The 18,605-nt window shown below is 49.7% G+C and carries 19 protein-coding genes; 5 read left to right on the forward strand and 14 right to left on the reverse strand.

The features are described from left to right. Nucleotides 1–24: 24 nt before the first annotated feature. Nucleotides 25–432: a flagellar basal body-associated FliL family protein gene (locus FXF61_RS13170; protein ID WP_256663435.1), complete on the forward strand. Its 408-nt coding sequence runs from the start codon at nucleotides 25–27 to the stop codon at nucleotides 430–432. A 48-nt stretch (nucleotides 433–480) separates the two neighbouring features. On the opposite strand, the gene FXF61_RS13175 is transcribed toward FXF61_RS13170, so the two are convergent. From FXF61_RS13175 to bioB, 6 genes are all read right to left on the reverse strand, one after another. Continuing rightward, complete coding sequence (locus tag FXF61_RS13175; protein ID WP_151185684.1) at nucleotides 481–1,116, reverse strand: outer membrane beta-barrel protein; 636 nt, start codon at nucleotides 1,114–1,116, stop codon at nucleotides 481–483. A gap of 88 nt (nucleotides 1,117–1,204) precedes the next feature. Then, nucleotides 1,205–1,897: a dethiobiotin synthase gene (gene bioD / locus FXF61_RS13180; RefSeq protein ID WP_151185685.1), complete on the reverse strand. Its 693-nt coding sequence runs from the start codon at nucleotides 1,895–1,897 to the stop codon at nucleotides 1,205–1,207. Continuing rightward, the gene (gene bioC / locus FXF61_RS13185; RefSeq protein WP_151185686.1) at nucleotides 1,894–2,721 is read right to left on the reverse strand and encodes a malonyl-ACP O-methyltransferase BioC; all 828 of its coding nucleotides are present in this window, start codon (nucleotides 2,719–2,721) and stop codon (nucleotides 1,894–1,896) included. Before bioC ends, bioD begins: the two co-directional genes overlap by 4 nt. Beyond that, nucleotides 2,714–3,442, reverse strand: coding sequence for an alpha/beta fold hydrolase (locus FXF61_RS13190; protein ID WP_151185687.1), 729 nt, complete (start codon nucleotides 3,440–3,442; stop codon nucleotides 2,714–2,716). Before FXF61_RS13190 ends, bioC begins: the two co-directional genes overlap by 8 nt. Then, complete coding sequence (gene bioF / locus FXF61_RS13195; protein ID WP_151185688.1) at nucleotides 3,435–4,601, reverse strand: 8-amino-7-oxononanoate synthase; 1,167 nt, start codon at nucleotides 4,599–4,601, stop codon at nucleotides 3,435–3,437. The genes FXF61_RS13190 and bioF overlap by 8 nt, the downstream gene beginning before the upstream one ends. Nucleotides 4,602–4,681: 80 nt before the next feature. After that, complete coding sequence (bioB, locus tag FXF61_RS13200; protein ID WP_151185689.1) at nucleotides 4,682–5,740, reverse strand: biotin synthase BioB; 1,059 nt, start codon at nucleotides 5,738–5,740, stop codon at nucleotides 4,682–4,684. Nucleotides 5,741–5,846: 106 nt separating this feature from the next. Here bioB and FXF61_RS13205 point away from each other — a divergent pair, with 106 nt between their 5' ends. Continuing rightward, complete coding sequence (locus FXF61_RS13205) at nucleotides 5,847–6,590, forward strand: ComF family protein (protein ID WP_151185690.1); 744 nt, start codon at nucleotides 5,847–5,849, stop codon at nucleotides 6,588–6,590. Between the two features lie 1,315 nt (nucleotides 6,591–7,905). Here FXF61_RS13205 and FXF61_RS13210 read toward each other — a convergent pair. Then, nucleotides 7,906–8,874, reverse strand: coding sequence for a bile acid:sodium symporter family protein (locus FXF61_RS13210; protein WP_151185691.1), 969 nt, complete (start codon nucleotides 8,872–8,874; stop codon nucleotides 7,906–7,908). A gap of 96 nt (nucleotides 8,875–8,970) precedes the next feature. Between FXF61_RS13210 and FXF61_RS13215 the strand changes: the two genes are divergently transcribed. Together FXF61_RS13215 and FXF61_RS13220 are read left to right on the forward strand one after the other, a co-directional pair. Then, nucleotides 8,971–9,747 carry a helix-turn-helix domain-containing protein gene (locus tag FXF61_RS13215; protein WP_151185692.1) on the forward strand — a complete coding sequence of 259 codons (777 nt, stop codon included), beginning with the start codon at nucleotides 8,971–8,973 and terminating at the stop codon, nucleotides 9,745–9,747. A gap of 142 nt (nucleotides 9,748–9,889) precedes the next feature. Then, a complete protein-coding gene (locus tag FXF61_RS13220) occupies nucleotides 9,890–10,486 on the forward strand; it encodes an NADPH-dependent FMN reductase (protein ID WP_151185693.1) in 597 nt (198 codons plus the stop codon). A 64-nt stretch (nucleotides 10,487–10,550) separates the two neighbouring features. Here FXF61_RS13220 and gltS read toward each other — a convergent pair whose 3' ends face one another. The 6 genes from gltS to FXF61_RS13250 all read right to left on the reverse strand — a co-directional run bounded on the left by gltS (nucleotide 10,551) and on the right by FXF61_RS13250 (nucleotide 15,464). Beyond that, nucleotides 10,551–11,777 carry a sodium/glutamate symporter gene (gene gltS / locus FXF61_RS13225; RefSeq protein WP_151185694.1) on the reverse strand — a complete coding sequence of 409 codons (1,227 nt, stop codon included), beginning with the start codon at nucleotides 11,775–11,777 and terminating at the stop codon, nucleotides 10,551–10,553. A 156-nt stretch (nucleotides 11,778–11,933) separates the two neighbouring features. After that, nucleotides 11,934–12,854, reverse strand: coding sequence for an alpha/beta fold hydrolase (locus FXF61_RS13230; RefSeq protein WP_151185695.1), 921 nt, complete (start codon nucleotides 12,852–12,854; stop codon nucleotides 11,934–11,936). 217 nt (nucleotides 12,855–13,071) lie between these two features. Beyond that, nucleotides 13,072–14,301 (reverse strand): sodium:proton antiporter NhaD, encoded by a 1,230-nt coding sequence (nhaD, locus tag FXF61_RS13235; protein WP_151185696.1) that lies wholly within the window; start codon nucleotides 14,299–14,301, stop codon nucleotides 13,072–13,074. 176 nt (nucleotides 14,302–14,477) lie between these two features. After that, nucleotides 14,478–14,741, reverse strand: coding sequence for a DksA/TraR family C4-type zinc finger protein (locus FXF61_RS13240; protein WP_151185697.1), 264 nt, complete (start codon nucleotides 14,739–14,741; stop codon nucleotides 14,478–14,480). 29 nt (nucleotides 14,742–14,770) lie between these two features. Continuing rightward, nucleotides 14,771–14,929, reverse strand: coding sequence for an oxidoreductase-like domain-containing protein (locus FXF61_RS15345; RefSeq protein WP_151185698.1), 159 nt, complete (start codon nucleotides 14,927–14,929; stop codon nucleotides 14,771–14,773). A gap of 112 nt (nucleotides 14,930–15,041) precedes the next feature. Further along, nucleotides 15,042–15,464 carry a nuclear transport factor 2 family protein gene (locus tag FXF61_RS13250; RefSeq protein ID WP_151185699.1) on the reverse strand — a complete coding sequence of 141 codons (423 nt, stop codon included), beginning with the start codon at nucleotides 15,462–15,464 and terminating at the stop codon, nucleotides 15,042–15,044. Between the two features lie 518 nt (nucleotides 15,465–15,982). On the opposite strand from FXF61_RS13250, the gene FXF61_RS13255 reads away from it, so the two are divergent. Continuing rightward, a complete protein-coding gene (locus tag FXF61_RS13255; RefSeq protein ID WP_178087315.1) occupies nucleotides 15,983–16,504 on the forward strand; it encodes a methylated-DNA--[protein]-cysteine S-methyltransferase in 522 nt (173 codons plus the stop codon). A gap of 1,124 nt (nucleotides 16,505–17,628) precedes the next feature. Here the strand turns inward: FXF61_RS13255 and FXF61_RS13260 are convergent. Beyond that, nucleotides 17,629–18,600, reverse strand: coding sequence for a 2Fe-2S iron-sulfur cluster-binding protein (locus FXF61_RS13260; RefSeq protein ID WP_151185701.1), 972 nt, complete (start codon nucleotides 18,598–18,600; stop codon nucleotides 17,629–17,631). Between the last annotated feature and the right edge of the window lie 5 nt (nucleotides 18,601–18,605).

Below are 18,605 nucleotides of genomic sequence, written 5' to 3' on the forward strand. Positions count from 1 at the left end.
TTTTTAAGCATTGGAGCAATCACCGTGAGATATTTATCAATTATATTACTGGCTTTGTCACTGAGCTGGACAGCCAATGCGCAAGCAGCATCCGCGCCCGCAGAACCTGCATCACCCACATCCTATGTCAGCTTAGTCCCGGCTATCGTTGGTAACTACGGCGCAGGCAGTAAACTCAAATACTACAAAGCTGATATCGCCTTACGGGTTAAAACTGAAAACGTGGACAGAGTGCAATACCACGAGCCCTTAATTCGCGACCAACTGATTCAGCTGTTTGCCCAGCAATCCGATGCAGATATGAATGAGCATGATGGCAAAGAAGCCGTGCGCCAAGCTGCATTGCTGCAAGTGCAACAAGTGCTTAATCAAGAAGAAGGGGAAACGCTAGTGGAAGATTTACTATTCAATAACTTGGTGGTGCAGCCTTAAAACTGCAACACAGCTGGCATCAGTGCAATGCCAGCTGTGTGGAATAACTTAGAAGTTGTAGCGTAGGCCCACTGATGCGAGGTCGATGTCATGTTTGAAGTTGGCAACATGATTTTGAGTATGTACTTTGCGATCCCCTGCGTCTTTATAACGCTCATATTCAGCAACAACTTCAATGGCAGGCGTGAATGCATAGGATGCACCAACCCCAAACGAAGGAACCCAGTCATGCGCTTTACGGCTGCCAGCCTCTGAACCAACAGTCAGCTTAGATTTTGTTTCCAACCTGTGATATCCAACTTTAGCAAAAAGCTTAAAGTCGTCTAATGGCAGAGTACCGACTAAATTTGCACCTAAGCCTTTTGTTTCAGAGGTTGCTTTTGCAGCCATGGAACTGACAAAGCCTTTATCTGTAGCATCACCAAGATCAATGTATTGCGCTTCTAAAGCAACATACGGGTTGGCTTGTAAACCTACAGCAATTTTATATGCCAGATCAGTATTACTGCCAAAACGATCATGATCTGACTGACCTAAGCTACCACTCAGATAACCAGTGACATCATTCGCCTGAACCGCAGTTGTGGCAAGACCCAATACCACAGCAGCCAATAGTGTTTTCTTCAACATCCTATAACTCCCTGAATAATAATGTTGTTTTTTAGCAGGACTGAGTATATGCACACGCAGCTTTATATCAAGACTGCAGCTGCACCTAAGCTGTCTAACTTTACGATAAAGTATATTTTATGCAGGATTAGGCATGTCTTTGTCACTGTTTGACTACATACTGACAAGCCTGCTGCACATGCTCAGCAATATGTTCAGCGCTAGCAACTGGCAAATACGGCACTTCGGCCAAGCAGGGTGCAGGCATCAACTGCTGCAAAGTTGCTAGGTTTTCCGCTAAGCGCGCGCAGTTGGGGTCGATCACATTCGCTACCCAGCCGGCCAGCTCCAGCCCGTCATTGAGGATGGCTTGCGCAGTCAATAGCGCATGATTAATACAGCCCAGTTTCACCCCCACCACTAAGATCACCGGCAGCTGCAGAGCAATGGCAAAGTCCGAGAGAAACTCAGTTGCCGAGATGGGTACGCGCCAGCCACCAGCGCCTTCGATCAAGGTAAAGTCTGCCTGTTGTTGCAAAACCACCTGCGCCGCCCGATATAAGTCAGCCACAGATAACTCAACCCCTGCTTCCTGCGCGGCAATATGTGGGGCAATGGCTGGAGCAAAGGCATAAGGATTAACTTGGCTGTACGGCAGTTGCACCGTGCTTTGTGCGATCAAGGCCAACGCATCGCTGTTGCGTAAACCCTGGGCTGTCATCTCGCAACCGGAGGCGACGGGTTTCATTGCTAAGGTGCTGCGCTGCTGCTGTTTAGCCGCACAGAGTAAGCCTGCGGCAATACTGGTTTTACCGGCATCGGTGTCAGTACCTGTGATAAAAAACGCTTGCATCATTGCTCATTTCCTTTAGCCAGCACGCCATAGACAACCTGCCAAGTAGCTGGCAGGCCTTGCGGCTGGCGGTAGTCTTCGTAGGCATCCAATAAACGCTGCAAACCCTGACGCCCGACCAAACCTTGCGCGCGCCCTGCTTGCAGATGATCCGCGCCTAAATGTTTCAACTCATGAGTCAGCTCACGCAGCTTGGCGTAATGATAAATATGCGTATGGCAATGCAGATCCAGTACTTGTAAACCACTGGCGGCCGTTAAGTCTTGATACAGGCTCATGGGCCTAAAGGTATTGACATGCGCAGCCTTATCTACCGCTTGCCAGCTGCTGCGCAACTCCGCCAACGAACCATCGGCCACACTGCTAAACAGCAAAACACCGCCCGGTTTAAGTACACGCTGCACTTCACTTAAGACGTGCGAGAAATCCTCACACCATTGCAGGGCGAGGCTACTGAAAATCACGTCTTGGCTATTGTCTTGTAGTGGTAAATGCTCAGCATCGGCGCAGATGTAACTGAGCGAGGGGCAACGCGCGCGGGCAACCTGCAACATACCGGCGGCCAGATCCAATCCCAACCCCTGTGCATAAGGCCAACGCTGCTGTAAATGCTCGCAGAAATATCCCGTACCGCAGCCAATATCCAGCCATTGCTGTACGTGCCGCTGGGTCGCCAAGGTGCTGCTTGCTGACTCAGGTAACAAACTTAATAAACGTGTACCCACCGCTCGCTGAAAGTCAGCGACGCTGTCATAGGTGTGCGCTGCCCGTGAAAAGGCGGCGGCAACCTGCTGTTTAGCGCTCGGCTGAGCATGACGCTCAAGCATACTGACCACTTAAAATAAAAGAGGCGATATGTTGCGCCAGCCGTTGTGGTTCAGCAATAAGACCGGCATGGCCCTGGCCCATAACCTCAACACTGGCCTGTGGATTTAACTCACGCACGCTGTTGGCCGCGGCTGACGGGACTAAGGCATCATCCTGCGCCAATAGATGCAACTGCGGGCCTGCAAACACACTGATAGCCGCACGGTTATCCAGTTCAGCCAAAACATCCAACCCGGCTACAGCGCTGGCTGCATCACCGAGCACAGCGGTAGCCAATAATTGCCGTGATAACGCGCGCGGCTCGGTCGCACCTTGGCTGCACAGCAGTGCAAAACGTTTTAAAGCAGCAGGTAAATCACCCTGGCACAACTCGCGAAACTCAGTAAAGGTCGCAACCGGCATGGCTTGCGGCCAGTGCTCTTGGGCAACAAAACTGGCATTACTGGCATAGCTGATGACGCCAGCACAGGCCGATTGTCTGTGCGCGGCTAACGCAGTGGCCAACATGCCGCCCAGCGACCAACCCATCAGCCAGCAATCACTGGGCAATTGTTGATCCAGTTGTTGAAGCACGGCTTGAGCATTTTTACCGGTCATATCCGGCAACGGCTGCATCTGTACGGTTAAGTGCGGTAATGCGGCGTCCAGCTGTTCAGCTAAAATCTGCAGCGGCACCACACCCCAGCCCCAACCCGGTAGCAAAACAAGGTGTTTACTCATCACTGACCTCCAGCTGGCACGCGGCCAAGCCTTCAAGTAATTGCTGCACCTGCTCGCTACTATGCGCGGCAGTTAAGGTGATACGCAAGCGCGCGCTACCGACTGGCACTGTAGGTGGGCGAATCGCACCGACTAAAATCCCTTGCTCACGCAACTGCGCGGAAATCGCCATAGCATGGCCACTATCGCCAATAATAATCGGCTGAATCGGCGTCGGGCTGTCCATTAGATTCAGGCCTAACGCCTTCGCGCCTTGGCGAAATTGCTGAATAAGTTGCTGTAAATGCGCCCGCCGCCAGTGCTCTGTTTGCAATAATTTTAAGCTGGCCAGCGTCGCGCAGGCCACTGCTGGCGGCGAACTGGTGGTGTAAATATAGGGGCGAGCAAATTGGATCAGGGTTTCAATCAATTCCTCACTGCCTGCAACAAAAGCGCCAGCCGTGCCAAAGGATTTACCCAAGGTACCGACCAATACCGGTACATCTGCCGTGCTCAAACCGTAATGTTCAAGCAAACCGCCGCCGTTGTTGCCCAGCACACCAAAGCCATGGGCATCATCCACCATCAACCAGGCATCGTGAGCTTTGGCCTGCTCGGCCAAATCAGGCAAACGCGCTAGATCACCGTCCATGCTAAATACGCCATCGGTGACCAGCAGCGTATTACCTTGCGCCCGCTTAAAGCGTTGGCTCAGACTGTCTAAATCATTATGTAAATAACGGCTAAAACGCGCGCCAGATAACAAGCCAGCATCCAGCAAAGAGGCATGGTTGAGGCGATCATGCAGCACCGTATCGCCTTTGCCGACCAATGCGGTAATCACCGCTAAATTGGCCATATAACCACTGCTGATTAATAGCGCCCGCTCACGCCCAGTAAACTCAGCTAATGCCTGCTCCAGCTGATGATGCGGCTCACTATGGCCAATCACTAAATGCGAAGCCCCACCACCGACACCCCAATGCGCTGCGCCTTGCTGCAAGGCGTCCACCACCTCAGGATGATTGGCTAAACCCAGATAATCATTGGAGGAAAAAGCCAAATGGGTTTTGCCGTCCACCTGCACCAGCGGCCCTTGTGGGCTTTGCAGTAGCGGGCGTTGACGGTAAAGGTTATCGGCTTGGCGTGCAGCCAAACGTGCAGCAAGATCGAAGCTCATGGCAATCCAAACTAAGGGTTAAAAAGTGCGCAGTTTTTAATTCGAGCACGCACTAAAGACGTGCTCGATTGATCGCTGATCTAGTGGCTCGCCGCGTCGTAAAACAATGAGGCATCGCGCTGCTCAATAATGGCGTGCTCAATCGCCGCTTGATGCACTTCATCGGCATATTCTTCACGGGCTTCCGGTTTGATGCCGAGGCGGGCAAACAGCTGCATGTCTTTATCCGCCTGTGGATTGGCAGTGGTCAGCAGTTTTTCACCGTAGAAAATTGAATTAGCACCCGCTAAAAAAGCCAGCGCCTGCATCTGCTCGTTCATTTGTTCACGACCGGCAGATAAACGCACATGCGACTGCGGCATCATAATCCGCGCGACCGCCAGCATGCGGATAAAGTCAAAAGGATCAACATCCTCAGCATTGGCCAACGGTGTGCCTTCAACTTTTACCAGCATATTGATCGGCACACTTTCCGGGTGCTCTGGCAAATTGGCTAACTGGATCAACAGGCCAGCACGATCCGCAATGGACTCACCCATGCCCAAAATACCGCCGGAGCAAATCTTCATCCCTGCATCACGTACATAACTGAGGGTTTGCAAACGCTCAGCATAGGTGCGCGTGGTAATAATGTTGCCGTAGAACTCAGGCGAGGTATCCAGATTGTGGTTGTAATAATCCAAACCGGCATCGGCTAAGGCTTGAGTTTGCGCTTCATCCAGCTTACCCAAGGTCATGCAGGTTTCCATGCCCATGGCTTTCACGCCTTTAACCATTTCTAACACATAAGGCAGATCTTTAGCGGAAGGATGCTTCCAGGCTGCACCCATGCAAAAACGTGTAGAACCAATTTCTTTAGCGCGCTGGGCTTCTTCTAAAACCTTCTGCACTGCCATCAGCTTTTCTTTATCCAGACCGGTGTTGTAGTGCCCAGATTGCGGACAATATTTACAGTCTTCAGGGCAGGCGCCGGTTTTAATCGACAACAAGGTCGAGACTTGCACACGATTGGCATTGAAATGCTGGCGGTGCACTGTTTGCGCTTGAAAGATCAAATCGTTAAAAGGCTGCTGCAATAAAGCGCTCACTTCGGTAAGTGTCCAGTCGTGGCGAGTCACAGCATCAAGGTGGGCGGTCATGGGTTTTCCTTTTTATTGGCCGTTAACTTTTTTATCAGCGATTAAGCGGCGGGCTGCTAAACTTTAGGCATGCAGGATGCATTGCCAGAATGATCAAGGAGACGCCATGCGCTGTCAACCGAGTCACTTTAAAAAGGTTTACCAGTGGTTAAAAAGCCAACACCCCTGTTTGCTGTGTGACAGCACCAGTCATCGACTACTTGCCCTCTGTGAAGACTGTGAAGCAGAGTTGCCATGGCTTAGAGAGCATTGCTCACAATGCGCTTTGCCGCTGCCCAAGCAACAAGCGCTCTGTGCTGATTGCACGCATAACCCACCGTTATTTAGCAAAGTGATCACGCCACTGCAGTTCGCTTTTCCGGTGGATACTTTAATCAGCCGTTTTAAGTACCAACAAAACTGGCCGTATGGGCAGCTTCTTAGCGCTCTGTTAATTCAGCATTTAAGCTATTACTTTGATGAAGGCGGCCAGCGCCCTGACTTGATTTTGGCCGTGCCTTTAGCCAAACGCCGCCAGCGCCAGCGCGGCTACAACCAAGCGCAAATGGTCTGTGATTGGCTGGCTAAAGCATTGCAGCTGCCCAATCCACAGCAGCTTGTATTACGCACCCGCGAGACGGTCAGTCAGCAAGGTTTAAGTGCTAAAGCACGGCGCGATAATTTGCATAATGCCTTTCAAATAACCCAGCCTGAACAGGTTAAAGATAAACATGTTGTTTTGGTGGATGATGTTCTGACCACTGGTACCACCTGTTCAATTATTAGCGGGTTATTAGTTAAGCATGGCGCAGCACGGGTTGAGGTGTATTGCTTGGCACGCACCGGCAAACCGCAAACCGTACAGATGTAGCTGTTTTGTTTTGTTGCTATTGGCTGGTTAGCTGTCGCGTCAGTCGTACTCCGGGGCAGGTGTTTATCCGTCGATGAACCCATCCAGGGTTCAACTCCGGCGCTCACCATCCCTGGCTCGCTCATCACACCAACCCCGAAGTACTCGTTAATCAACGGCGCTGTCAGCATGTTCGATATAAGGCTCGTCTGTTTCAGCAAGTTTTATATTTTGGTTTGAGGCATTGCAGTTACTTTTGCACTGCGAGTTATAAGTCGGATTTCTAAGCAGCAAGTATGAGTTTTATCTCTGCATGGCTGAGCTTTTAGAAGATTAGCAAACCCTACCGATGATTAACGAGCAGTGTGCGGGTGACGTGGTAAGCGAAGCCATGGATGGCGCAGCGCCCGAATCGAGCCGGGATGGCTCGTTGAGGGAAGAACGGCACTTGCACACTGCGGCACACGCATAATGTCTGAGGATTTTTACGTCTTTAGCTAACTGACTGTGGCGTAAGTCGTACTCCGGGGCAGGTGTTTATCCGTCGATGAACCCATCCAGGGTTCAACTCCGGCGCTCGCCATCCCTAGCTCGCTCATCACACCAACCCCGAAGTACTCATTGATCAACGGCGCTGTCAGCATGTTCGATATAAGGCTCGTCTGTTTCAGCAAGTTTTATACTCAAGCTATAAAAATAAGACCTGCGCAAATCTAGTCAACAACACAAATGATCAACGCGTGCTGTGCTGGGTCTGTGGCAAGCGAAGCCATGGATGGCGCAGCGCCCGCATCGAGCCCTGGATGGGCTCGTTAAGGGAAGAACAGGCTTAGCACAGTTCGCCAAACGCACAATGTTTGCCACTTTTTGTATCTTAAATTAAATAACTGTTGCGTAAGCCGTACTCCGGGGCAGGTGTTTATCCGTCGATGAACCCATCCTGGGTTCAACTCCGGCGCTCGCCATCCCTAGCTCGCTCATCACACCAACCCCGAAGTACTCATTGATCAACGGCGCTGTCAGCATGTTCGATATAAGGCTCGTCTGTTTCAGCAAGTTTTATACTCAAGCTATAAAAATAAGACCTGCGCAAATCTAGTCAACAACACAAATGATCAACGCGTGCTGTGCTGGGTCTGTGGCAAGCGAAGCCATGGATGGCGCAGCGCCCGCATCGAGCCCTGGATGGGCTCGTTAAGGGAAGAACAGGCTTAGCACAGTTCGCCACACGCACAATGTTTGCCACTTTTTGTATCTTAAATTAAATAACTGTCGCGTAAGTCGTACTTCGGATGGGCTCATTGAGGGAAGAAAAAAAACTTAGCCCAGCGCAGCGTCAACCAACACAACGCTTGGCATACTGCTGCGCCATCACCGCACACACCATCAACTGAATTTGATGAAAAACCATCAACGGCAAAATCGCAGGCCCCACTGCACCACCGGCAAACAACACCGACGCCATCGGAATACCCGTGGCCATACTCTTTTTCGAGCCACAGAAAACAATAGTAATTTCATCTTCTTTATTAAACTTAAAGCGCCGCGCCAGCCACGTCGTAGAAAACAACACTATGGCTAAGATCACACAACACACCACACTCAGCATAATCAAAGACGACGGCGGTACCGCACCCCACAGTCCGCCAATCACCGCTGCACTAAAGGCGGTATACACCACCAATAAAATCGAGCTTTGATCAACATTTTTTAGCCAGCGCGCATTGCGATCTATCCAACTGCCAATCCAAGGCCGCATAAAATGACCGACTAAAAAAGGCAGCAATAACTGCAGACTGATCCTAATCACCGCTTCCAACATACCAGTGGTACCAGAATCAGCATCCAGCATCATTTTAACCAGCAGCGGCGTGACTAAAATCCCCACCAAACTCGAAGCAGAGGCCGCACACACTGCTGCTGGAATATTACCTCGTGCAATCGAAGTGAAAGCAATCGCCGACTGCACTGTGCCAGGTAAAGCTGCTAGATACAGCATGCCAATCCACAACTCATCGCCTAACACAGGGCGGATCAGCGGCTGTAATGACAGCATCAAAACCGGAAATAAAATAAAGGTGCAGGCAAATACCAATAGATGTAAACGCCAATGCATCACGCCGGCAATAATGGCGTGGCGCGAGAGCTTGGCGCCATGCAAAAAAAATAACAAAGCAATGGCAAAATTGGTCAGCCACTGAAAAATAGTGGCACCCACGCCATGCGCAGGGATGAAAGTCGCCGCGAGCACCACGGCAATTAAAATCAGGGTGAAATTATCGAACAAAATGCGTAAGCGGAACATAGTAAAGTGCACCATCAAAGCGAATATGCGCTGACTCTACTGGATATGCAATAATCCGGCTAACGCCAATCAGCCAAAGAGTATCGATCAACGGACATGCACAGCACCCTTGAGCAACGTCTCAGTGATTTAAAGCACCTACCTCGACCCATTTATGGCCAAACTGAAGCCTTGCCTAATAAAGTCATCGGCTACCGCCACAGCCACCCTTGGGTGCAGTTTTCTTATGCGATTAGCGGCGTGCTCGAGGTGCAAACGGCCCAAGGTCGCTTTATTGCGCCGCCGCAACGTGCGGTATGGATTCCTGCAGGGATTAAACACCGCGTACAGTGCTCGCTGCACACACAAATCCGCAGCTTATATATCGATAATAAAGTGCTGGCCGACGCTCCAGCTACCTGCCGCGTGGTCGAGGTCAGCCCACTACTTAAAGAGCTGATTCGCGCCTTTGGTGAACTGCCTGTTGAGTACGATGAGGGCAGCGCGGAGGGGCGCTTAGCCGCGGTCTTGCTGGATCAACTGACCCATGCACCAGATATGGGTTTGATGCTGCCCTTGCCTACTGATAAGCGTTTGCTAAAAATTGTCGCGCAACTGCAAAAACATCCAGATACCAGCGATACCTTAAGTCAGTGGGCGCAGCGTTTGCATGTCTCGGAAAAAACCTTAAGCCGCCTGTTTGTTCAGCAAACCGGGCTAACGTTTCGTCTCTGGCGCCAGCGCCTACGCCTCCTCAACGCCCTGCCCTTACTCGAACAAAAACACACTGTGACTGAGGTGGCTTTGGCCTGTGGCTATGAATCAATATCGGCTTTTATTGCTGCCTTTGGTGAGCATTTTGGTAGCACACCTGGTGAGTTTTTTAAAACATAATCAACATCACACCATAGCTTGGCCTGTCACCTATACAGGGCTGACTCACAAATCCGCATCGTAGAAAAGTAGCAAGTGCGCCACACAGACTATGTTTCAGGCTACAGTAAACATCTATTCAATGCTTCTGGGAGAGGCTGCAATGCTTAATTACGTTGTTATATCTGGCTCTGGCCGCCCACAAAGTGAGTCGGCACGGGTCGGTGAATACCTGCGCCAGCGTCTGGTTGATCTACAACTCAGCGACGATAATCGCTGCTCCTTGATTGATTTAGGCACCAGCCCTTTACCTTTATGGCCAGAACGCAATGACGGTCTCTGGCATGAGTATGCTGCACGCTTGCAAGCGGCCGACGCGGTGGTTGTGATCAGCCCAGAATGGCACGGCATGGCCAGCCCTGCCCTGAAAAATTTCTTTGTTTTTGCAGGAGCAACGGAGCTGTCACACAAGCCGGGCTTGTTAGTCTCAGTGTCATCTGGCGTGGGTGGTGCTTACCCGATTAGCGAGCTGCGCAGTTCCAGCTATAAAAACAACCGTCTATGCTATATCCCTGAGCATATTATCGTGCGCCAAGCCAACGATATGCTGCACCCAGGCCCAATCATTGATGACAATGATGCGCGCTTAAGACCGCGAATTGACTATGCGCTCGGTGTCCTCGGTCACTACGCCGCTGCGCTGCAAACGGTACGTGCGGCAGTGGATATGAGTAACCCAGAATTTGCTAATGGTATGTAACAGCATTGTCAGCCGTTCAGTTTTGCTGAATGGCTGACATTCCGTGTTCCGACAGCCTCCTGCATTAATTTAAAAACGACAATGAGGTAATAGCAGATAGAATGGTTGCGTTAATAATATCGACAAAAAATGCACCCACCATCGGCACAATCAAAAAGGCTTTATGGGACGCACCAAAACGATCAGTGATTGCCTGCATATTTGCTACAGCGGTGGGTGTTGCACCCATACCGAAGCCACAAAACCCGCCCGCCAACACCGCTGCATCATAGTCTTTACCCATCACACGAAATACTACAAAAATCGCAAACAGCGCCAACAGTAAAGCTTGCACGCTTAAAATAATCACCAACGGCACGGCTAAATCTTTGATCACCCACAGCTCTAAGCTGAGCAATGCCATGGCTAAAAACAATGACAGCGACACATTGCCGAACAAATCCACACAGCGATCAAAAATATTCATTTTAAACACACGAGAAAGCACATTACGCACCACTACACCCGCGGCCAATGCCCACACAAAGGTAGGGATAACAAAAGTTGAGTCACTGAAGTGCTGCGCCATTAAACTCGATAAGTACGAGGCACTGGCCAAGCACACGGCAAACAACGCCAAGGTTTCAATCGCGCTGTCTGGGGTGATTAAGCGCTGCTGCTGCGGCCGCTCAAAAGCAATCTCTGGTCGAGCACCTACAAGTTGCTCAGGTATTTGCACTTTTTTCATCAGGCGTCGTGCCACCGGTCCGCCAATCAACCCACCGCAAACCAAGCCAAAGGTTGCACAAGCCATACCTAAGGCAACCGCGCCTTCGATACCAAAGTCTGTTTTAAAAATCTGCCCCCAGCCTGCTGCCGTACCATGGCCACCAACCAAGGTGACCGACCCGGTCAGTAATCCAGTAAAAGGTTTTAAGCCAAAGAGCGTAGCAAGACTGACCCCCACTAGGTTCTGTATAACAATAAAGCCTGTGACTACAGTGGTAAATAAAACCAGTGGCCAACCCCCGCTTCGAAGCTTACGAAAGTCAGCACTGAGGCCAATTGAAGCGAAAAACATCAGCATAAAACCATCTTGTAAGCCTTTTTCGATTTGAATCGAAAAACCATTAAACTGATGCACAGCGAGAATCAATAAAGCAGCAATCAGGCCGCCAACAACGGGCTCGGGTATATGGAAATTATTTAATACACGCACTCGCTTAACCAAAATACGCCCCACCAGCAACACTACTGTGGCAGCAATTAAGGTGTAATAACTATTTAAAACCACGGTAAAACTGTCGTTCATATCAACTCCGCACTCATGCATTTAACTGCTGTACATAACAAAAGGTGCACAGCTTAAGTGGCAAAGTCTCTGGTGTGAACTGTTTAAGCGATTTACAGTGCAAACAACGCAGCACAATGCGCCCAATCTTTACTGTTGAGCGGTCTTCAGCTCAGGCTAAGAGGTAGACAGGCTCGCAGTTAGGCTCATTGACTCTGCAGGAAGCGGCTCGACAAACCACGCCAATATCTGATCCCATAGCGGCTGCGCGGCAGGACGAAAGTAGCCCATATGGCCAATCGCGCCCATTTTAAGATTCAATGCACGCGGATCAATGTCACGCAGAATGACTGGCGCACTGCTGTAATACTGCATAAAGGCATCGCGTGAGGCGGGTAACGCCCATAGATCATCCAGCGCGACGGCCGCAGTAATCGGGGTACGAATCTGTGCGAACTGCGCCTTTTTTGCTTCTCGCACTAACGGATCATCAAAGAAATAGTGCGGCATACTGCACCAGCGCTTCCATTGCCGATAAACATCACGCGGCATATCTGCGCCCATACCCAGCATTTTCCACGGTAAATAGCCTTTCCAAGCCACTAACGGTGGAAACACCAAATTCCACATAAACTGTACTTTTAAACGCTCAGGCTGCGGCATCCAGCCATGCCAACCCGCACCCGTGCCCAGGGTATAGCAGCGGCTCACCTTGTGGTGATTGGGCAACATGCCCAGCGCATGCCCACCATATGAGTGGCCCACCAAAAATAACGGTGCATCGTCGCGGTGCATATACTCGACCGCAGCGGCCAGGTCCAACTGCGCCCAATCTTCAAAGGCCATCTTAAAGCCTTTCAGTTGTTTGGGTGCTGACTGGCCCACGCCGCGATAATCCAAGGTCAAGACATTAAAGCCTTGAGCGCTGGCATATTCAGCGAAACGTCGATAAAACTGCTGACCCACACCGGTTGCACCCGCCACAATCAACTGCCCTTGCTGGGCTGTTCCAGTTGCAGCATACAGGCGTGCACTGATGGGATAGCCGTCAGCTGCATGTAAGGTTATCGCTGTTGCGCTTGCCTGTGGACCACTCATAAAAACTCCTGATCTTATTATTCAGCACGCACTCTGTGGCACGCGAGATTTTTTGTACTCAAGAGTTTATTAATTCAGCAAACATAATCCCAGCGATTAATGGCTCCTTAACAATTCTTCACAATCGCAGATTAAGAGATAAAAAAACCAGCCTATTTAAAGCACCCAATTTTATGGAATCACTTTAGTTAGACTGGCTGTTTTTGCTGCAGAACACTTATAAGAAGTAACTGATCACCACTACGCCAAGAAAACCCACACTATAGGCGAGCAGTAAGTAGCCAAAATAGCGCAAGTAAGCAATAAAGGTCAGTGCCGACACTTTACTCATTGCTACCACCCCAGCGGCAGAACCAATGGCTAATAAGGAACCACCAACACCGACGGAATAGGTCAAGGTCAGCCATTGCCCCTCATTCATTTCAATGCCTGATTTGAGCAGAGCAGCCGTCAATGGCACGTTATCAATTAACGCTGAAAATAAGCCAACAAAATAATTGGCCGCCATAATGGGGAGTTTTTCATAAAGAGTAGGGAAGTGCTCCAGTACCTGCAGCTCTTTAAGCATACCGACCAGCAGCAACACACCTAAGAAAAAAACCAAGGTATCAAACTCAATTTTACGAATGTACTCCAGCACCGGCTCGTCTTTATTCAAGAAATGCACAGCCATAAACATCACAGCTAAGCCAAACAAGAAGGAGAGAACAGGTGGAATAGCAAAGGCTACGTTAGCGCCAATCGTGCCGATAATCGTGGCTAAAAATAGGCCTGCGATAATTTTATCGCCCAAGCTGATTGTAATATCACGCTTCACTAAAACCACATCAGCTGTCAGCGAGCGCGAGAGAATAAAGGCCAAGAACAGTACCGCAAATAAAGCGGGCAGGCTTAGCAGCACAAGGTGGGCGATTTTTACTTTATCGGCTAAAAAGATCATCAGCGTGGTAACGTCACCGGTGATTAACGCAGCACCACCGGAGTTAACTGCAAACACCACTAACACCAGATAGCGCAGCAGCTTATCAGTGCTTAAGTTCAAACTCAGCAGCACCGTTATGCACACCAAGGTCGCTGTAATATTGTCGGCCATGGATGAAAAGACAAAGGCAAACAATCCGGTGATCAACATCAAGTGCCGCTCACTCATCTGCGTGGGCATGACTTTGTTGACGATGCCATCAATCACGCCTTTGTGCGATACATAGGCGACAAAGGTCATCGCCGCCATTAAAAATAACCACAGCGTGGCAATTTCCAAGAGGTTCTCATTCAGAGAATGCATCAGCTGTGGCGGGGTTAAATCATTGGGTGGGGCAATAAAGTAGAGCACCCATACTAGCGTGCCAAAGAACAGGGTGGTTTTGGCTTTATCAATTTTAGTGAAGTCTTCTGCAACAATTGATACAAAGCCCAAAAACGCTAAAACCAGTAAGACAGTTGTCATTTGAGTCCCCAGCGAGCAGATGAAAATCTGCGCAGATTCTAGTCCTTTTATATGGGGAAAAACTATAGCAAAACAGGCTATTTTTACGCTCTACTGCAATACATATAGGAGTGATTTTGGCTACAGTATTGACAGGCAAATCAACGACAAAATAATCAGCAAATGCCTACAAAAAATCAGCGCAACTGACTGTCTTTACTGGCTCGACGGTTATAACCACTATGACTTGCTTGTTGATCTTCTAAGGTTTGACAGGCGATACACAGTTGTACACCTGCAATCGCCTGTCTGCGTCCTTCGGGTATCGGCTCATCACAGTTTTGGCAATACTCAGCACTTGGCCCTTGCGGCAACTGCTGACGCGCGCGTTGGACGGCATCGTCAATGGTGCTATCAATTTGCTCTTGCACGGCGCCATCATGCGCCCAACCGGTTGCCATAACAATCTCCTTAGCACTGAGGCGAGATGCTACTTAGCGTTTTCTGTTTCCTCTTTAGCCTTATTTTTCAAGGCTGTTTGTTCAGCCTGCCACAATTGCATCTCATCATAATAGGTATCCCACACGCAGGGTGAACAACCGCTTTCGCAGCATTCATAATCTTCGGGGGGTGTTGGTTTCTCAAGCATAGCAGTCTCAACCCTGTCAGTATAAAACCGCTTAAACCTAGCTGGGTTTAAGCCATTGCTGTGTATTTTAGCGTAATCAGCAATGACTTGGCAGCAGCAGGGCTGCAGGCGCTTATTTTTGAGGTAAATAGGCGGCTAGGCAGCGTGCCATTTCATCTGCTAAGAGCTGCAAGGCATTTAACGGACGAATCATCACTTCAAACTCAATAATTTTACCTGTCTCATCGAAACGAATCATGTCGATGCCTTTTAGCTGCTTACCCTTCACGCACGCACTGAACTCCAACACCACACTAAGACCATCATCGCTGCTCAACTCTCGATGATAAGTAAATTCAGTAAACACCTGTGCAACTGAATTTAAAATCAATGCGACAACAGGCGCACCAGGGTAGGGGGTATGCGCGACAGGTGAACGAAACACCACATCCTTATGTAAAATCTTGGACAATTCAAACAAGTCACCTTGCTCTACCATCCTGTGCCAATGCGCTAGTGATGCGCTGACTGCTGCAGGCCGAGTTATAGGTATCATTTAATCACCTTTATTTATTCTGTTCTTGAGGGTTGAGGATCACGTAATAACACGCGCAAAATTTCAGTCCGCAGTAACGTCGGTAGTCGCTCAATGTATTTCAGTTCTTTATTAGCAGCCATCAACTGACAATACCATTTAAGAAAAAGCTGAATAATTACCTGCAGTGTCAGGGCAGGGCGTACGCAGATGGGCGCATAAATAGTTTGAGCATTGCCGTCCGCAAGCCGGCCAGTCAGCACAGCTGCAATTGTATCGGCGTAGTTTAGCAATAATGCCCTTAACCTCATTCGAGTAAACGTTAAAAACAAAAATTATAATACTATCTTTTAGGCGACCACTTATTGTGTAAAGCGCTGCTTGTCTTCAAACAGACTGGCGGCTGAAGGTATGGCAGCGGCAAAATCAGACGCCTGACCAGCAGAAGATTGAGCGTATCCTAGCGGTTTTTGGGGTATTGTTTAAAGCACACGCTGCATCCACCGAACCAACGTGGTCAACCTATGTTAGGGGGCTGTATGTCCAAATTATCCACAGCTGTTATTGAGTTTTCTTCGGCTGAAACGGCTTTTGCCGCTATTCTTATTGCACGGAGCAAGCAGGGCGTCTGCACTATTTTACTGGGTGACTCTCCAGCTGAATTAGTGGCTGATTTACAACAACGCCAACCCAACGCGCAGCTCATGCAAAATGATCAAGCGCTGGCGCCCTACTTAAAAAAAGTAACTGATTTTTTAGATACACCACAAACACCCTTAGATTTCCCCCTGGATATCCAAGGTAGCGACTTTCAGAAAAGTGTTTGGGCGGTTTTACAGACGATTCCAGTGGGGCAGACGCTCAGCTATAGCGATGTCGCCGAGCGTTTGCACAAACCAAAAGCGGTGCGCGCAGTGGCCAATGCCTGCGCTGCTAATCCGTTAGCTTTAGTCATTCCTTGCCACCGTATTTTACGCTCTGATGGTGGAATTTCGGGTTATCGCTGGGGGGTCGAACGTAAACGGGCGTTGTTGGCCAAAGAGCAGCTAGCCTGTCAGTAAGCAGTATGATTTGTATGTCATACGTACTTGTTTACCCCACAACGAATCCAGTCTGATCTGAATGTCGAGCGTAAATGGGTGCTGCTGGCTTAGGACCCGTGTGTTATGCGTACTGTGCTAAGTCTGTTAATCCCTCTACGAGCCGAGCCAGGCTTCAATATAAAACGTAAATAAATCCCGCTAGCAGAAACAACTACTCACTTATGACTTGTATGTCATGCGTACTGTGCTAAGTCTGTTAATCCCTCAACGAGCCCATCCGGGGCTCGGTTCGGGCGCTTCGCCATCCATGGCTTCGCTTGCCACAGACCCAGCACAGCACGCGTTGATCATTTGTGTTGTTGACTAGATTTGCGCAGGTCTTATTTTTATAGCTTGAGTATAAAACTTGCTGAAACAGACGAGCCTTATATCGAACATGCTGACAGCGCCGTTGATTAACGAGTACTTCGGGGTTGGTGTGATAAGCGAGCCAGGGATGGCGAGCGCCGGAGTTGAACCCTGGATGGGTTCATCGACGGATAAACACCTGCCCCGGAGTACGGCTTACGCCACAGTCAGTGAGCTAAAGACGTAAAAAGCCTCAGACATTATGCGTGTGCCGCAGTGTGCAAGTGCCGTTCTTCCCTCAACGAGCCATCCCGGCTCGATTCGGGCGCTGCGCCATCCATGGCTTCGCTTGCCACGTCACCCGCACACTGCTCGTTAATCATCGGTAGGGTTTGCTAATCTTCTAAAAGCTCAGCCATGCAGAGATAAGACTCATACTTGCTGCTTAGAAATCCGACTTATAACTCGCAGTGTAATAGTAACTGCAATACCTCAAACCAAAATATAAAGACTTGTTAAAACAGATGAGCCTTATATCAAGCATGCTGACAGCGCCGATGGTTGATGCGTGCTTCGGGGTGGGGGTGACGAGCGGAGCCAGGGACGGCGCAGCGCCGGAGTTGAACCCTGGATGGGTTCATCGACGGACTAACACCCACCCCGAAGTACGCCATACATAAGACTTACACACAGCACAGCAACGAACCAGCATGCCGTACTCATTAACCAGAGATACTGCTTGCGAGTCTGTTATGCGACTCTAAATAAACTTATCTACCGCGTCTGCTTAGTAATTACTCTGGACGTGGCGCATAAGCAAACACATCCGCATGCATTTGCTCAGGCTGCATACCTGCGGCAACTAAAGCATCAAATGTTCCATAGATCATAGCGGGAGAGCCGCTGGCAATGACACGGTAATCACTTAAATTCTGGATATCGTGACAGACAGCTTCATACAGCATGCCAACACGGCCCTTCCAGCCGCTATCTTCGCTGACAATCTGATGAAAATGCAGATAACTCATCGCTTGCCAAGCCGGCAAGTTCTTTAGCGTGTAGAAATCCTCAGCAATCCGCGCGCCCCAATACACATGAATCGGCTGACTAAACTCGGTAGCGCGGCAATGCTCGATCAAGCTGTGCATCTGCGCCATACCTGTACCGGCCGCAATTAACAACAAAGGACGCTCATCCGCACCAGCTAAATGCACATCACCAAAGGGCATTTGCACGCGGGCAATGCGCTCTTTTTGCAACTGCTTGAGTAACGCTACTGCAGCGTTATCACGGGCTAAAATATGCAGCTCAAGTTCTCGCCCTTGTTGCGGCGCAGAGGCAATAGAAAAAGCACTGGATTCACCATTGTCACGCTCAATCAATAGATATTGACCAGCATGGTAACGCACCACCTTAGCTTCCGGCAGACGTAGGCGTACAGAAAACACATCAGCACCCAATGGCGTGACACTAACCAATTGACAGGTGACTTTACACAATGGCAGATCATTCGGATCTAATACCTCATCCCAGTGCACTTCGCAGTCAGATAAGGGTTCAGCCAGGCAAGTAAATAACTCACCAGACTCAAAGATATCGTCACCTTGCCGGACTTTGCCGCTGATCAAATTGGCAGCACAAAGGTGGCAATTGGCATTGCGACAGCTTCGCGGCGCATCAATGCCCAAGCGTTCCACCGCATCGATAATCTTTTCTCTGGGCAACAACTCAATAACATGCCCTGAGGGCTGCAACATCACTTTCATGCGTA

Origin of the sequence: Pseudomonas sp. C27(2019) (assembly GCF_008807395.1) — a bacterium.
Taxonomy (GTDB): domain Bacteria; phylum Pseudomonadota; class Gammaproteobacteria; order Pseudomonadales; family Pseudomonadaceae; genus Denitrificimonas.

Excerpts from the sequence above, each read along its gene's own strand:
- bioD (WP_151185685.1), bottom strand. The coding sequence starts at position 1,897 with ATGATGCAAGCGTTTTTTATCACAGGTACTGACACCGATGCCGGTAAA.
- bioC (WP_151185686.1), bottom strand. The coding sequence starts at position 2,721 with ATGCTTGAGCGTCATGCTCAGCCGAGCGCTAAACAGCAGGTTGCCGCC.
- FXF61_RS13190 (WP_151185687.1), bottom strand. The coding sequence starts at position 3,442 with ATGAGTAAACACCTTGTTTTGCTACCGGGTTGGGGCTGGGGTGTGGTG.
- bioF (WP_151185688.1), bottom strand. The coding sequence starts at position 4,601 with ATGAGCTTCGATCTTGCTGCACGTTTGGCTGCACGCCAAGCCGATAAC.
- bioB (WP_151185689.1), bottom strand. The coding sequence starts at position 5,740 with ATGACCGCCCACCTTGATGCTGTGACTCGCCACGACTGGACACTTACC.
- FXF61_RS13205 (WP_151185690.1), top strand. The coding sequence starts at position 5,847 with ATGCGCTGTCAACCGAGTCACTTTAAAAAGGTTTACCAGTGGTTAAAA.
- FXF61_RS13210 (WP_151185691.1), bottom strand. The coding sequence starts at position 8,874 with ATGTTCCGCTTACGCATTTTGTTCGATAATTTCACCCTGATTTTAATT.
- FXF61_RS13215 (WP_151185692.1), top strand. The coding sequence starts at position 8,971 with ATGCACAGCACCCTTGAGCAACGTCTCAGTGATTTAAAGCACCTACCT.
- FXF61_RS13220 (WP_151185693.1), top strand. The coding sequence starts at position 9,890 with ATGCTTAATTACGTTGTTATATCTGGCTCTGGCCGCCCACAAAGTGAG.
- gltS (WP_151185694.1), bottom strand. The coding sequence starts at position 11,777 with ATGAACGACAGTTTTACCGTGGTTTTAAATAGTTATTACACCTTAATT.
- FXF61_RS13230 (WP_151185695.1), bottom strand. The coding sequence starts at position 12,854 with ATGAGTGGTCCACAGGCAAGCGCAACAGCGATAACCTTACATGCAGCT.
- nhaD (WP_151185696.1), bottom strand. The coding sequence starts at position 14,301 with ATGACAACTGTCTTACTGGTTTTAGCGTTTTTGGGCTTTGTATCAATT.
- FXF61_RS13240 (WP_151185697.1), bottom strand. The coding sequence starts at position 14,741 with ATGGCAACCGGTTGGGCGCATGATGGCGCCGTGCAAGAGCAAATTGAT.
- FXF61_RS15345 (WP_151185698.1), bottom strand. The coding sequence starts at position 14,929 with ATGCTTGAGAAACCAACACCCCCCGAAGATTATGAATGCTGCGAAAGC.
- FXF61_RS13250 (WP_151185699.1), bottom strand. The coding sequence starts at position 15,464 with ATGATACCTATAACTCGGCCTGCAGCAGTCAGCGCATCACTAGCGCAT.
- FXF61_RS13255 (WP_178087315.1), top strand. The coding sequence starts at position 15,983 with ATGTCCAAATTATCCACAGCTGTTATTGAGTTTTCTTCGGCTGAAACG.
- FXF61_RS13260 (WP_151185701.1), bottom strand. The coding sequence starts at position 18,600 with ATGAAAGTGATGTTGCAGCCCTCAGGGCATGTTATTGAGTTGTTGCCC.